The 13,037-nt window shown below is 66.8% G+C and carries 13 protein-coding genes; 4 read left to right on the top strand and 9 right to left on the bottom strand.

Annotation, left to right across the window (positions count from 1 at the left end):
- Nucleotides 1–63: 63 nt before the first annotated feature.
- The 3 genes from OHA40_RS21170 to OHA40_RS21160 all read right to left on the bottom strand — a co-directional run bounded on the left by OHA40_RS21170 (nucleotide 64) and on the right by OHA40_RS21160 (nucleotide 3,649).
- Complete coding sequence (locus OHA40_RS21170) at nucleotides 64–2,016, bottom strand: vWA domain-containing protein (RefSeq protein ID WP_330228629.1); 1,953 nt, start codon at nucleotides 2,014–2,016, stop codon at nucleotides 64–66.
- 19 nt (nucleotides 2,017–2,035) lie between these two features.
- A complete protein-coding gene (locus OHA40_RS21165; protein ID WP_330228628.1) occupies nucleotides 2,036–3,430 on the bottom strand; it encodes an ATP-binding protein in 1,395 nt (464 codons plus the stop codon).
- Between the two features lie 78 nt (nucleotides 3,431–3,508).
- The gene (locus OHA40_RS21160; RefSeq protein ID WP_330228627.1) at nucleotides 3,509–3,649 is read right to left on the bottom strand and encodes a hypothetical protein; all 141 of its coding nucleotides are present in this window, start codon (nucleotides 3,647–3,649) and stop codon (nucleotides 3,509–3,511) included.
- Between the two features lie 123 nt (nucleotides 3,650–3,772).
- Here OHA40_RS21160 and OHA40_RS21155 point away from each other — a divergent pair, with 123 nt between their 5' ends.
- The gene (locus tag OHA40_RS21155; protein ID WP_330228626.1) at nucleotides 3,773–4,252 is read left to right on the top strand and encodes an ester cyclase; all 480 of its coding nucleotides are present in this window, start codon (nucleotides 3,773–3,775) and stop codon (nucleotides 4,250–4,252) included.
- Nucleotides 4,249–4,743, top strand: a complete 495-nt coding sequence (locus OHA40_RS21150) for a DUF3237 domain-containing protein (protein WP_330228625.1) — start codon at nucleotides 4,249–4,251, stop codon at nucleotides 4,741–4,743. The genes OHA40_RS21155 and OHA40_RS21150 overlap by 4 nt, the downstream gene beginning before the upstream one ends.
- Nucleotides 4,744–4,858: 115 nt before the next feature.
- On the opposite strand, the gene OHA40_RS21145 is transcribed toward OHA40_RS21150, so the two are convergent.
- The 4 genes from OHA40_RS21145 to OHA40_RS21130 all read right to left on the bottom strand — a co-directional run bounded on the left by OHA40_RS21145 (nucleotide 4,859) and on the right by OHA40_RS21130 (nucleotide 9,162).
- The gene (locus OHA40_RS21145; RefSeq protein ID WP_330228624.1) at nucleotides 4,859–6,505 is read right to left on the bottom strand and encodes a hypothetical protein; all 1,647 of its coding nucleotides are present in this window, start codon (nucleotides 6,503–6,505) and stop codon (nucleotides 4,859–4,861) included.
- A 123-nt stretch (nucleotides 6,506–6,628) separates the two neighbouring features.
- A complete protein-coding gene (locus tag OHA40_RS21140) occupies nucleotides 6,629–7,585 on the bottom strand; it encodes a transglycosylase SLT domain-containing protein (RefSeq protein ID WP_330228623.1) in 957 nt (318 codons plus the stop codon).
- 360 nt (nucleotides 7,586–7,945) lie between these two features.
- Nucleotides 7,946–8,752: an NmrA family NAD(P)-binding protein gene (locus OHA40_RS21135; RefSeq protein WP_330228622.1), complete on the bottom strand. Its 807-nt coding sequence runs from the start codon at nucleotides 8,750–8,752 to the stop codon at nucleotides 7,946–7,948.
- Between the two features lie 74 nt (nucleotides 8,753–8,826).
- On the bottom strand, nucleotides 8,827–9,162 hold the full coding sequence (locus tag OHA40_RS21130) for a cupin domain-containing protein (RefSeq protein WP_330228621.1): 336 nt from the start codon (nucleotides 9,160–9,162) through the stop codon (nucleotides 8,827–8,829).
- Between the two features lie 71 nt (nucleotides 9,163–9,233).
- Between OHA40_RS21130 and OHA40_RS21125 the strand changes: the two genes are divergently transcribed.
- Complete coding sequence (locus tag OHA40_RS21125) at nucleotides 9,234–10,169, top strand: GlxA family transcriptional regulator (protein ID WP_330228620.1); 936 nt, start codon at nucleotides 9,234–9,236, stop codon at nucleotides 10,167–10,169.
- A gap of 112 nt (nucleotides 10,170–10,281) precedes the next feature.
- On the opposite strand, the gene OHA40_RS21120 is transcribed toward OHA40_RS21125, so the two are convergent.
- Nucleotides 10,282–10,620: a hypothetical protein gene (locus OHA40_RS21120; RefSeq protein WP_330228619.1), complete on the bottom strand. Its 339-nt coding sequence runs from the start codon at nucleotides 10,618–10,620 to the stop codon at nucleotides 10,282–10,284.
- Nucleotides 10,621–10,872: 252 nt separating this feature from the next.
- Between OHA40_RS21120 and OHA40_RS21115 the strand changes: the two genes are divergently transcribed.
- The gene (locus OHA40_RS21115; protein ID WP_330228618.1) at nucleotides 10,873–12,150 is read left to right on the top strand and encodes a hypothetical protein; all 1,278 of its coding nucleotides are present in this window, start codon (nucleotides 10,873–10,875) and stop codon (nucleotides 12,148–12,150) included.
- On the opposite strand, the gene OHA40_RS21110 is transcribed toward OHA40_RS21115, so the two are convergent.
- A complete protein-coding gene (locus tag OHA40_RS21110; protein WP_330228617.1) occupies nucleotides 12,147–12,803 on the bottom strand; it encodes an HAD family hydrolase in 657 nt (218 codons plus the stop codon). The two genes, OHA40_RS21115 and OHA40_RS21110, sit on opposite strands and share 4 nt — an antisense overlap.
- Nucleotides 12,804–13,037: the final 234 nt, after the last annotated feature.

Below are 13,037 nucleotides of genomic sequence, written 5' to 3'. Positions count from 1 at the left end.
CAGTGTAGAGGGAACCGGCCGCGCCGTGACCTGAATCCCTGCTGCGAGCCGCATGCAGATCTTTCAACCGCGTCTCCCGCGCAAGTAGTCGCTGACCAGTGCGGCGCCGAGCCCGTCCAGGTCGGGTGCTACGACGCGGCCACCACTGCGGCGCGCCATCAGGTCGACGAACGCGGCCAGCCTCGGGCTCTCGCCGAGCATGAACACCGTTACCGACGCGCCGAGCTTGGCCAGCGCGTCGACCTGAGCCATCGTCACGGTCAGGGTGCGCGGATCAGGCGGCCAGTCGAAAAACGCCTCGCCGTCCGGCTCCAGATGGGCCGTGGGCTCGCCGTCGGTGACGACGAGCACGACGGGCACCGCATCCGGATGCCTGCGCAGGTGCGCCGCGGCAAGCAGGAGTGCGTGGTGCAGGTTGGTGCCCTGCTCCCACACGCCTTCCAACGCGGTCAGTTCGCCGATGTCGACTGTCGTGGCATACCGGCCGAACGTGATCACGCTCAGCGCGTCGGAACGAAACCGGGTGCCGATCAGTTGGTGCAGGGCGAGGGCGGTGCGCTTCATCGGCACCCAGCGGCCGTCCTGCACCATCGACCAGGACGTGTCGACGCACAGCGCCACGGCCGCCCTGGACCGCTGCTCGGTTTCCATGATCTCGACGTCGGAAACATCCAGTGTGACACGGCGACTGCCCGTCGACGCCGATCGCAGCACGGCGTTGCGCACGGTGCGCGACACGTCCCACGGCTCGGTGTCGCCGAACCGCCACGCTCGCGACGCTCCGGTCGGCTCGCCGGCCGCACCGGCCAAGGCCGTGTCCCGCTCGCCGCGCCGAGACCGCAACCGGCCGACGACATCGCGCAGCGCGACCTCGCCGAGTCGCCGCAAAGCCTTGGGCGTCAACCGAAGCGAGCCGTCTTGCGCGCGTTCGAACAGCCCTTGCCTGCGCAGTTCTCGCTCCAACTCGGCCAGCCGGCCCGCGTCCACGCTCGCGTCTTCGCCGAGATGACGGGTCAGGGCATCCAGGTCGATGTCCTCCAACCTGGCACCGGGGTAGGACTGGGCCAGCTGCTCGGCGAGCGCGTCCAGTTCGGCGAGGTCCTGCAGGGCCTGCGCGCCTGCACCGAGCCCCAACGGGTCTTCGCCGCGAAACCGCCGCCCGGAGACCCAGTCCTCGCCCGGACGCAGCGCCCGCAGATTCGCGTCCAGCGCGGCTATCTGCTGGGCGATCCGCGGATCGCCGAACGCTTGGCCGATCAGCTCGGCCAGCTCCGCGCGCTGCTGCTCGGACATCGAGTTCAGCATGCGTTGCGCCGCGGCGGCGCGGGCGGCGAGCGCGTCGATCAGTTCCTCGGTGTCGCGCGGGTTCTCCGGGAAGAACTCGCCGTGCTCGGCCATGAAATCGGCGAACCGAGGCTCGGTGTTCTCACCTCGCGCATGGGCCGCGAGCAGGTCGTTCAAGTCGGACATCATGCGCCGGACCCGCTCGACGTCCTCGGTCGTGGTGTTCCGCAAGGCCTGTTTCATGCCCTGGAAACGGGATTCCAGCAGTTCCCGGCCGAGCAGGTCGCGGATCTTCTGGTAGTTCTCCCGGCCGGTCTCGGATCGCCAGCGGTAGTCGGCGAGCTCGTTGACGGCGGCGGCCGTGCTCGACGGCAATGCGTCCAGCTGTGCTTCGGCGAACCTGGCGTCGTCGGACGGATCGGGAAACAGGGCGCCGCGTTCGGCGTCCAGAGCCTCGTTCAGCAGCTCGCGGACCTGCTGCAAGGTGCCGTCCAGCCGGTGCCGCCGAGAGATCTCCGAGCGGCGCTGCCACACTCGGCGGGTCAGCTCCTCCAGCCCGGGCATCGTGCGGGTACCGCGCCGCAACAGTTCCTGCAGTGCGCTGCGCGGCGAACTGCCCTCCATCACCTCGCGCCCGATCCGGTCCAGCGCCTCCCGCAGGTCGAGCGGAGGCGCCAGCGGATCGGGCCCGTCGTGATAGGGCCCGTAGGAGTAGCGATCGGGGGAGGTCACGATGCCTCGCCGGGAGCGGTCATCGGCCGTACACCGCCATGCCGTCGTCGGAGTCCTTGGCGATCTGGCGGGCCAGAAACAGGGCCTCCAAAGCGAATTCGACGGCCGAGGCGATCCGAGGCGGCGGATCGGCGGCGTCGACGCCGAGCCGACCGGCGACCTGGTGCAGTACGGGAAGCTCGGGCAACGCGGACAGGACTTCCGCACCCGGCACGCGTTCGCCGGTGGTGACCAGATGACCATCGCCGACCGCCTCCGCCAACGGCCGCAGGTTCAGTCCGCCGAGCAGCGCCCGCGCCGTCTCGGAGAACGAGCGCCGCAGCAGGTGGGTGAGATGTTCCTGCTCTCGCCCCTCTTCGCCGGACTCGAACTCCAGCTTGCCACGCAACACCGCCGGCACGGATTCGAGATCGACGGGCCGGGCGACGGCGGGATGCTCCCCGGTCACCGCGGACCTGCGCAGGGCGGCGGCGGCCACTGTTTCGGCCGCGGCGACCGCGAACCGCGCGGACACCCCCGACCGCTGGTCGATCGCGGATGATTCACGCAGTTGCCGCACGAACCTGGCCAGCACCTCGATCAGCGGATCGCCCACCTCGGCCACCAGTTCGGCTTCCTGACGCACGAGGGCCACCTCGGCCTCGACGCTGAGCGGGTAGTGGGTACGGATCTCGGCGCCGAACCGGTCTTTCAGCGGCGTGATGATCCGGCCGCGGTTGGTGTAGTCCTCCGGGTTGGCGGTCGCGACGAGCAGCACGTCCAGCGGCAGGCGCAGAGTGTAGCCGCGGACCTGGATGTCGCGTTCCTCCATGACGTTCAGCAGCGCGACCTGGATGCGTTCGGCGAGATCGGGCAACTCGTTGATCGCGACGATGCCGCGATGGGCGCGCGGCACGAGCCCGAAATGGATGGTCTCCGGATCGCCGAGACTGCGACCCTCGGCCACTTTCACCGGATCGACGTCGCCGATCAAGTCACCGACGGACGTGTCCGGTGTCGCGAGCTTCTCCGCGTAGCGCTCCGAGCGGTGTCGCCACGCGACGGGCAGCTCGTCGCCCAACTCGGCGGCCAGCCGGCGACCTTGCGGGCTGATCGGGTCGAGCGGGTGCTCGCCCAGTTCGGCGCCCGCGATCACGGGCGTCCACTCGTCGAGCAGGCCGGCCAGGGTGCGCAGCAGCCGGGTCTTGCCCTGACCGCGCTCCCCCAGCAAGACGACGTCGTGACCGGCGAGCAATGCGCGTTCCAACTGCGGCACAACGGTCCGGTCGAACCCGACGATGCCGGGCCACGGATCGCCGCCGGAACCCAGCAGAGCCAGTAGGTTCTCGCGAATCTCGGTCTTCACCCCACGCGGCAGATATCCGGCCGAGCGCAGCTCGCCCGCGGTCGTGGGCAGGTGTGCGGGAACTTTCACGAATTCGACGCTACGTGCGTTCCGTCCGCGGGTCGACCGGAAGAGTCTCGACCGGTAGCGGTCTCGGTCGGTCGTCCGTTACGCAGGTTGTTGCCACAGGCTCATGAAGGTGATTTTCGCGTCGATCTGCGAGTTCACTCCGGCGCCCCCGATGCCCTGATGTGCCTCGGCGAAAGCCCAGGCACCGACATTGAGCTCGTATCGGGTGTTGGCCTCCATGGTCCACCGCACTTCCGCGTCGCGGCACCCGGACGCCATTCCGCAGTTGTCAATACATACGGTCGACCGTATTATTTAGTTCGCACCGGTTAGAGCGGGCAGTCGATCGAAGGGATGTTCAGCATGGAGAGCCAGCGCATGGTCGAATTGGCGCAAGCCTTGGCCGTTGCGAAGAGTAAGCAGGACCTGCCCGCGGCCATGCGGCTCCTGCACCCCGGGATGGTGTTGGAGACACCGGCATTCGGGACAACGGCCCGAGGCCGGGCGGAGAACGAAAGGGCCCTGGCGAGGTTCTTCGCCTCGTTCCCGGACTATCACGTCGAGCTGAACGGTCACGCGGACGACGGCGAGACCTTGGTTTGCTGGGGAACCGCGTGGATGACCATGACCGGCAATCGATTCGGCGTCGAACCCAACGGCAGACGTGCGCAGGTGCCGGTGTTCATCCAGTTCACCTTCGCCGACGATCTGATCGCCGGCGAACGGTTCTGCTTCGACCTGTCGGTCCTGTGCGCACAGTCCGGTGTCTCCACAGATGCGGTGCGGCGCAGACTCTTCGGCGAAGTCGCGAGCCAGGAACTCGAGATCGGAGATCGACCATGACCGTGGACGCGCGCGTGCAGCCCGTCGGCACGATTGCGACAACCCCATTATTCGATGTCGTCGTGAATCTGAACCCGCGATTGGATTTCGGCGCCGGTCCCCTCGGTCGCCGAATTCTGTTCGGTGCGGCCGGTGGGTCGTTCGAAGGGCCGAAACTTCGCGGTGACGTGGTAGCCGGCGGCGGCGACTTGGCCTTGTTCCGGCCGGACGGCACGATGGCGCTGGACGTGCGGCTGACCCTGCGCACCCACGACGACGAGCTGGTGCACATGAGCTACGGCGGCCGGTGGGTCACACCACCGGAGGTGCGGGCCGAGCTCGCGGATCCGGTCAAGAAATCCCAGGTCGACCCGTCGCGCTACTACTTCCGGACGAATCCGCTGTTCGAAACCGGCTCGAGCCGGTATTCCTGGCTCAACGACATCGTCTGCATCGGATCGGGCTACGTGGTGGAGGGCGGCGTCGCCTACCACGTCGAGCAGGTGCTCTGAAGGCGCGAATACCGAAGCGGTACACGTAGTTTCGCCGCACGGCAGACTGACTCGGGCGCTGGGCACCGGTTTCCTACTCGCCACCGTGTTCGCACTCGCGCATCAGCCCGAATCCCTATGGCACCGGTGCGTCCATCCGGATATCCGGCCTCGCCGGCGTGACCTGAACCTCCATCGCTCCGCGGCGACCGTTCTGAGTTCGGTTATCAGGCTGTTCGGCCGCATGTGGTGCGGTCGCGACGGGGGTGTCGGCGGTTTCGCGCGCGATCGATCCGGCCGCCATCAATGTGTCCAGGTGGGGAGCGCGATCGTTGTCACTCGCGCTCGGTGCGCGGTCCTCGGCCGAGCGCACGGTAATCGGCTCCCACGCGTCTCCCGCGTTCGATTCCGGGTGCGTCTCGGCCACTTCCGCCGACGCGACCGGCTCGTCTTCCGCCTCTTCGGGATCCGGGTTGGCCCGCTCGGACGGGGCATCGGGGGCGCGCTCCGCCGAGCCCTCGACGGGCTCCGCCTGCTCGCTGATCCGGATCCGGTGCAGTGTCTTTCGCACCGCCGCCGCCAATCGTGCATCCAGCTCGGCCTCATCCGCACCGGCAGGGGCTGCCACACCGTTCGAGTTCACCGCGGTGGGCTGCTGGGCCGTCGGCAGCGGTGTTGTGGCCAGCCACAGCTCAGTGAACGGTGGCGCGGGTACCGCGGGATCGGCGGAAAACGCCGCGACTTCAGCCCGCGCGGTGGACTGCTCCGCAGTGGTAGCCGTGCTGCCCTGTTCGTGCTCACGGCCGCCGGCGGGAGGCGGCATCGGGACAGCCGGGTCCTCCGTAGCGTCGGCGGACTGCTCCGGAGCACCGGCCGGGTGCCCGCCGGCTCCGCCAGCGGTCGTGGGCTGGATGAGGATGCTCGGCAGGATCTGGTTTGCGGCTCCGCCGACCTGGGTGAGCGCCGCCAACCGCTCCTGGAGATCTTCGTGGTCGGGCACGGCCGCGGTCGCCTGTTCGATCGCGCTCCCATATCGCTCGGCGACGAGGCGGTGGGTGACGAGCGCGACGCCGATCATGATCGGCGCGATCATATGGATCCCGATGCCCGCCACGTCGCCTGCTCTGAAGTAGGGGAACGTGTTCAGCGCGATGCTCGCTGTCAGCAGGACGCCCTCGACGGTGTACACCTGCCACAGCCGGTCGATCACACCCCATTCGGCGGTATCGGCGGTGGACAGCATCAGCGCGACGAGAACCGCGCTGATCAGGGCTTCCAGGCCGTAGGACAGCCACCACATCGGATTGGCCATACCGCCGGTGGGCGCGATGTTCTGCTGCACCGTGACCGCGGAGAACAGCATCGAGAACGCGACCACACCGGCGAGCAGCCCCAGCACACGCGGTTTGCGCTGGTGCAGACGAGCGACTTTCGCATGCGGGCTGCTGCTGTGCCGCTGCTCCCCGATCGCCTGCGCGGCCCGCAGCAGGTCGGCGGCCTCGCGTTCGGCCAACTCGGCTGCCGTGCGCCGCACCCGCTCCGCGGCGTCGGCCGCCGCTTGGATACGCGCTCGCTGCTCATGGCGCTCATGGTCACGCACCAGCTCAGCCAACTCGCGGGACGCGGCCAGCTCACGCTCCGACAATGCTTCCAGCAGTGCCGGATCGTCCTGGTGCGCCAACCGCTCATGCGCGATCTGCACCCGGTCCGGCAGCGCGCCGGCCACCAGATCATCCACCTGCGGCGCCGTGGCGGGCCCGTAGGTCGTGAAACGACGGAACATCAGCAAAGAACCTTTCCGACGATGCAGTGTTCCAGACGCGGAGCCAGAACGACATTCGGCGGTGGACATCTTCGTCGAACGTGACATACCGCCCCAGCCGAGACCGGCAACACGAGACCGGGCTCAGTAGCCTTTCGCCGAACGGCCCGGGTCCGTCTGCTGGACCTTTGCCTGGAGGTCATGGCCGTCTCGGGAGACGTCGTACCGTTCCATGACGTACCGCATGCTTGCGGCGACATTGGCCACCGGATCGTGAATGTTGGCAGAGGTTCCGGCCGCGTGATAGGCCTGGAAGGTGCCCGGAATGGTCTGGGTGAGACCTCTGGAGGCTTTCCCCGCCGCGGCGTTGCTGTCCCAATTGTTGACGGCGTTGGGGTTTCCGCCGGATTCCCGTTCGATCAGGACCCGGTAGCCGCGCTTCCAGTTCTCGCGGGCCACCGGATCGGTGATACCGAGCGCGTCGAGCGCGCCCTCGATGGCGGCGTCGACCGAGACGCTGCCCTGGTAACGGGCGTAATCGGCGGTCGTCGCGGAAGGCACGTAGCCCGGGCCGGGTGAATAGCTGTGCTGCATGTAATTGCTCGGCACATAGCTCGGGCCGGAGCTACCGTACGTGGGAGCGGAACCACGGATGTCGTTCGCGTGGGTCTGGACTCGGTCCGAGGCCTTCTCGATCTCGTCGTGCACGTTGTCGAGCGTGTTCAACACGGCAGTCTCCACGCTCGTTTGGATAGCACGCGAGAAGAACTGCTTCCCCGGGCTCGGTCCAGGGGTAGCGCGCAGGATTGCCTTCAGGTCTTTGACATGTTCTTTGACCGCCAAGAAAGCGCCGCTCGAGATGTCGTACGTGCCATAGGCGGACCAGTCGACGCTGTCGTCTTGTTTGCCGATGTCGTCTTTGATGCCGCGAAACTCCTTCAGGCGCGACGAGTAACCGTCGGCCAGTGCGGACTTCTTCTCGTCCTTGTCGTCGTCGTGCACGAGCTTCTCGTCACGCAGTAGTTTCAACACATCCGGGGCCTGCGACGGCACGCCCGTCGCCAGCAGGTCCGCGGAGGTCTGAATCGTCTGTTGCGCCAACTCGATGAACGTGACGAGTTCCGGACGCGAACCGTGGGGTGGGTCCAACTTCACCACCCAGCGCTCGATGCTCATCGAGGCACCCGAGCCGCGCGACTCCCGGTCGGCTGTGGGTCTGCCAACACCGCCATCATCACCTCACGCCTGAGCAACATTCAGGCCGTACGAGGCCTGCAACTCCGAACACCTGAGTATTACGCAGCCGAAAGTCGCCCATTCCCGACATTGGGAGCAGACGGCTCCTGGTGAGCACACTGAAGGACTTTCAGTGCGTGGCCCCCCGACCAGGATCGGTCGACGCTCTGCTGGGCTCGGAGCTTTCCCGCCGAGCCCAGCAGTTCGAACAGAACGCTCGGGCGCTCAGAAGCGATTCTTGTGTTCCACTACCCATTCTGCGAAAGTGCGGGCGGGCCGACCGAGTATCCGCTCGACAGTTCCATCCGGCGTCCGCGCCGACTCCGGCGGATCGGCGTGCCAGCCGACGACGTACTCGGCATCGGCCTGCGACACTCCCGTCTGCCGCAACCGCTCAATGGCCTGCTGTTTGCCGATCTGTTCGAAGGCGAGGTCCCGACCGAGCGCGGCGGCGACCATCGCGACGCGCTCGCCCGTGGTCAACGCCTGAGGTCCATTGAGGTTGTAGGCCCGGCCGACGTGACCGTCCTCGGTCAGAGCGGTCGCGGCCACCGCGCCGATATCGGCCTCGTGCACCACGGCACTGGGAAGGTCGAAAGGCTCACGCACCACAGCCTCGGCTCGGATGGAGTCGGCCCAGGTGAGTGCATTCGACATGAACTCCTGCGGCTCGAGCCTGGTCCAGGCGACCCCGGATTCCGCCACCGCGGTTTCCGCGGGACCGACGTATCCGCCCCACAGGATGGTGATGCGCTCGACTCCGGCGGACACGGCCCTGCGGACCAACTCGGGTCCGGTCTCGGCCACCCCAGCGGTCACGGTGATATGCAGCCCGGTGACACCATCCAACGCCGAATCGAGTGCGCCCGGCTCGGTGTGCGTGCCCGCCACCAGCTCCGCGCCCGCGGGCAGCAGATCTGCGGCCCGCTGCGGATCGCGGGTCAGCGCACGCACCGCTCGCCCCCGTCGCAGCAGCTCGGCTACCACCTGTCGTCCAGTGTTTCCCGTTGCGCCCGTTACCAATATCGTCACGATGAACTCCTTTCGACCGCGACCGTATGACCTCAACATAAGTTGAGGTCAAGTGGAGTTCGCCGCATCGAAAACTAGCCTTCGGGGTAGAAGACGAACAGGGTGCAGCCGGTTGTGCTCGCGGGCACGTGCCACGACCCGGCCGGGGCGTGCAGGAATGTGCCGGCCGGGTAGTCGCGTGCGCCGTCGTTGAACGTGCCCGCGACCACGTAGACCTCCTCCGGGCCGGGCTCGTGGACGTCACGGCGCGGCCATGACGTGCCGGGGTCCATCTCCAGCACGTTGGCGTGCGCGCCGGACGGCCCCGTCCAGAGTGGACGTACCCGGATGCCGGGGAAGAGTTCGCGTATGGGGGATTCGGTGACCGAGACAGAGGTGTAGCCCTCCTGGGCGAGGATCTCTGAGTACATGCCTCCCACGGTGCCGCGCGCGGCCACGCCTCGACAGTGTCGAGAAAGACATCATAGGGTACTTTTCTGCCATGCATCGCGTGGTGGCCCTGGTCCGGCCGGTGCAGTCGACGTTCGAGCTCGGCTGCGCCGTAGAGGTCTTCGGCACCAGGCGGGCCGGGGTGCCGCAGCATTACGAGTTCGAGGTGTGCACGGAGTCGCCCGGCCCGGTGGCGACCTCCGCCGGGTACGCGATGTCGGTGTCACAGGGCCTATCGGCACTCGCATCCGCGGACACGGTGCTCATCCCGGGCTGGGCGCCGGTGGAGGCGCCGCTGTCCGCCCGCGTGCGTCGCGCGCTGCTGCGGGCACACGCCCGTGGGGCGCGGCTCGTCACGATCTGCTCCGGGGTGTTCGCACTGGCCCGCACGGGGCTGCTGGACGGCCGCTCGGCCACTACGCACTGGGCGCGCACCGCGCAACTGGCGCGGGAGTTCCCCGAGGTGCGCGTGGAGCCGGACGTGCTCTACGTGGACCATGGCGATGTCGCCACGAGCGCAGGAGCGGGCGCTGGTATCGACCTGTGTCTGCACCTCGTCCGAAAGGACCATGGGGCCGCACACGCCACCCTCATCGCGCGGCACATGGTGATGCCGCCGCACCGCGAGGGCGGCCAAGCACAGTACGCGCCGTCCCCACCGCCAGCGGACGCGCTGGACGGCCTCCTCGAATGGGCCGGCGCTCGCCTCGGGACACCACTGTCGGTGGGCGACATGGCCGCGCACCTCAGCGTCTCGTCCCGCACACTCGCCCGGCGCTTCGCCGACCGACTCGGCACGAGCCCGGGCGCGTGGCTCTTGGCCCGCCGGGTGGCCGAGGCACGTACGCTGCTCGAGGAGACAGACCTGCCGGTGGAGGCGATCGCCGCCCGCGTCGGCCTCACCACAGCGGTCAACCTACGCCGCCGCTTCCGCACCCAGGTCGGCACAACCCCGGCGGCCTACCGGAAGGCGTTCCGGGTCTCGTGACACACACGTTTTTGCGCCGGCGGCCCGCCCCCGCTCCGAACGGCCTCTCGTAGCCGCACACCGCGCTGCCTGAAGTATCGTCGCCTGTTCACCACCGGAACCCCCGAGCGCGCTACGGATGACACTTGCCGATCACATCGGTAAGCGGCCAACGCGCCTCCACGTCATCGACATCGAAGATGACATCGACACGCTGCACAACCCGCTTGATGTGACCGTCGAGATGCACGCGTCCCGGCACGATGATTGCCTCCGCGTGGGTCCGCTCGACTTGATCGAGCAGCAGGCTGATCGGATCAGCCGTCTGCGCCGACAGCGCAATTGTTTTGCACAGATCGTAACCAAGGCGCTTGGCAAGGCTCCGGATCGTCGTCTCCAGCCATTTCTGATGCGGCCCTGCGATATCCGTCCGCAAGAATCCGATCGCCCGAGGGCGGCCGGACGGCGTCATCCCACACCTCCCGCCAGATAGGCGGGCTCTCCCGACAAGCCGGTTCCCTGTTCCACCATCTGTTCCCTCCGTCGACTTTGGTAGGCCACGGCGCGGGGCGAAGGCCCTACTACCGCCGAACCGGGCCGTTGGAACACTCATGAGGCTCCCAAACCCAGGCGTCCGCATAAAGGCCATGTAATGGGACATCGATAGGACGTTTATGCCCAAAGTCCTTGCGCCAGCGTCCTATACGTGGACTAGTCTGCCCCCATGGCATCGTCAGGGAATGCGGCGCTCCGCGCGGCCAGGCAGGCACTGGGCTACCGATCTCAGACCGCACTCGCAGAAGCCGTCACGGAGGCTGCGCGCCAGATCGGACTGCGCATCGAGGTCGCCAGCCGAACCGTCCGTCGATGGGAATCGGCTAATCCGCCGTGGCCTCATCCTGAGCACGCAGCAGCACTCGAGGCACTTTTCAAGCGGCCGGTTACCGAACTGGGCTTCTCACCACCTTGGACGGAGGAAGCAAGCAATCCACACGCGGGGCGCGCGCCTGCCGGCGCACACGTACGTCTGCCACTCGGCCACATTGGACTCGGCACGACCGTGCCGCAACTCCCGGCTTCCGCAGCGAAGGACTTTGCCTCGATCACAATGTCCTATCGGCACCTGTACTGGTCGACCCCCGCTGCTCGGCTGCACCGTTTGGTTGCCGATCATGCACAGTTCGGCATCGAACTCTTGCCGCAGATATCCGGGCCGGCCAAGACGATCATGGCGCGAGCCATTTCCGAATCAAGTCTTCTAGCCGGACGATTGGGATTCTTCGACCTCCAACAGCCCGAGCTCGCACAGCCAAGCCTCGTACTCGCGCTTCAAGCCGCGCACGAAGCTGGAGATTCCCTTCTCGGCGCGGCGGCGCTTGCCCACATGGCGTTCGCGCCAGCGTTCTCGGCGGACTCGTCTCGCGCTGGGGAGGCGCGTGAACGTCTGCGTGCCGCACGCGCTTTCGCGGGCCGAGGCAACGCCAACGCCGAGACGATGGCTTGGTTGGACGCCGTGGAGGCAGAGGTCGAAACACGATTCGGCGACACACGCCGTGCCCTTGCCCTCATTCACCACGCCGAGAAGATCTACGACGAACACGACGGCGACTCGCATCCCTCACCGGAGTGGTTCGACTGGTTTTCCCCGGTCCGACTTGCCGGCTTCAAAGGAAACACACTCATTCTCGCCGGCAGGGGGCGGGAAGCTCGCGAGACCTTGGAGCAGGTCCTCAGCGATCTGCCCGCTAAGGACGCGAAGCAGAGATCGATCTATCTCGCTGATGCGGCCGCCGCAGCCGTGCTGGAAAAGGAGCCTGAGCAGGCGTGCCGCTACCTCGAGGATGCCCTCGATCTACTTGGGCGCAGCTGGTATGCGACTGCACTCGAGCGAATCAAGGCTGTGCGTCAAACGCTCATGCAGTGGGACTCCTTGCCCTCCGTTCGAGGCCTCGATGAGCGGTTGTACGACTGGCATACAACCGTCAATTCGTTGGTCGGCTAACCAGCACCATTCTCGGCCGCGACGATGCCCGCCAGTTCATTCAGGTCGCTGATCTGCCAGTCGGAGAGATCAGCGACCTCTTGTTTGTCGCGGTGTATCCACCCCCACGGACCCCTCAGTACGTAGGCCGTTCGCATACCTGCCTGTTTGGCCGGCGCGACGTCATTATCGATGCGGTCGCCGACATAGACAATCTCTTCCGCTGGTCGGCCCGCCGTCTCGATGACTTTTCCGAAGAACTCGAGCGAAGGCTTTTGCACACCCCAGTCCCCAGAGGTAGCAATGAAGTCCGTGGGCAGGTTCAAACCTCGAAGTATGGTTCCGGCGGGTACTGTTTGATTCCCAGCGACCCCAACCTGAACGCCCATCTCGCGGAGCTTCGACAACGCCGGCCGAACGTCAGGATAGAGGTCGTCTTCGCCGAACCACTCCGGCTGTCCGGCGTCTACCCGTGCCTGCCGTTCCGTGTCGAGGTCGAACCCAGGACGGAAGATTTGGAATGTCTCACGGTAGTCCAAGCCAGTTGCGATGATTGCCCCGAACGCTGCCGCGAACGTATGCCGGGGGACTCCGAGCCAGTCCGCCCACGTTCCGTACTCTCGGGTCTCATCGACGAGCGTCTCTCCAACATCAAAGACAACTGCGGCAATCACCAGACAACCGTACCGTGCTGCCTCGAGTGATTACCGGCATGCTTCGATGCGGCTCAGGATCGACCACGGCTATGCGAATTCGACTGAGCCATATATCGGTTAGGCATTGGCGCCGACCAATTGTTCGGTCCGCCTGACCGCGCCAATCAGTTCGGGGCGTGCGCAGTCGATGAACTACGCCACGGCGGTACGCCGGATCATCTCGATGACCCTGAACTTGGATAGCGACGAAGT

The organism is Nocardia sp. NBC_00508 (assembly GCF_036346875.1).
Classification (GTDB): domain Bacteria; phylum Actinomycetota; class Actinomycetes; order Mycobacteriales; family Mycobacteriaceae; genus Nocardia.
Note: the sequence above shows the minus strand (reverse complement) of the source record. Positions and strands in the feature narration are given on the sequence as shown.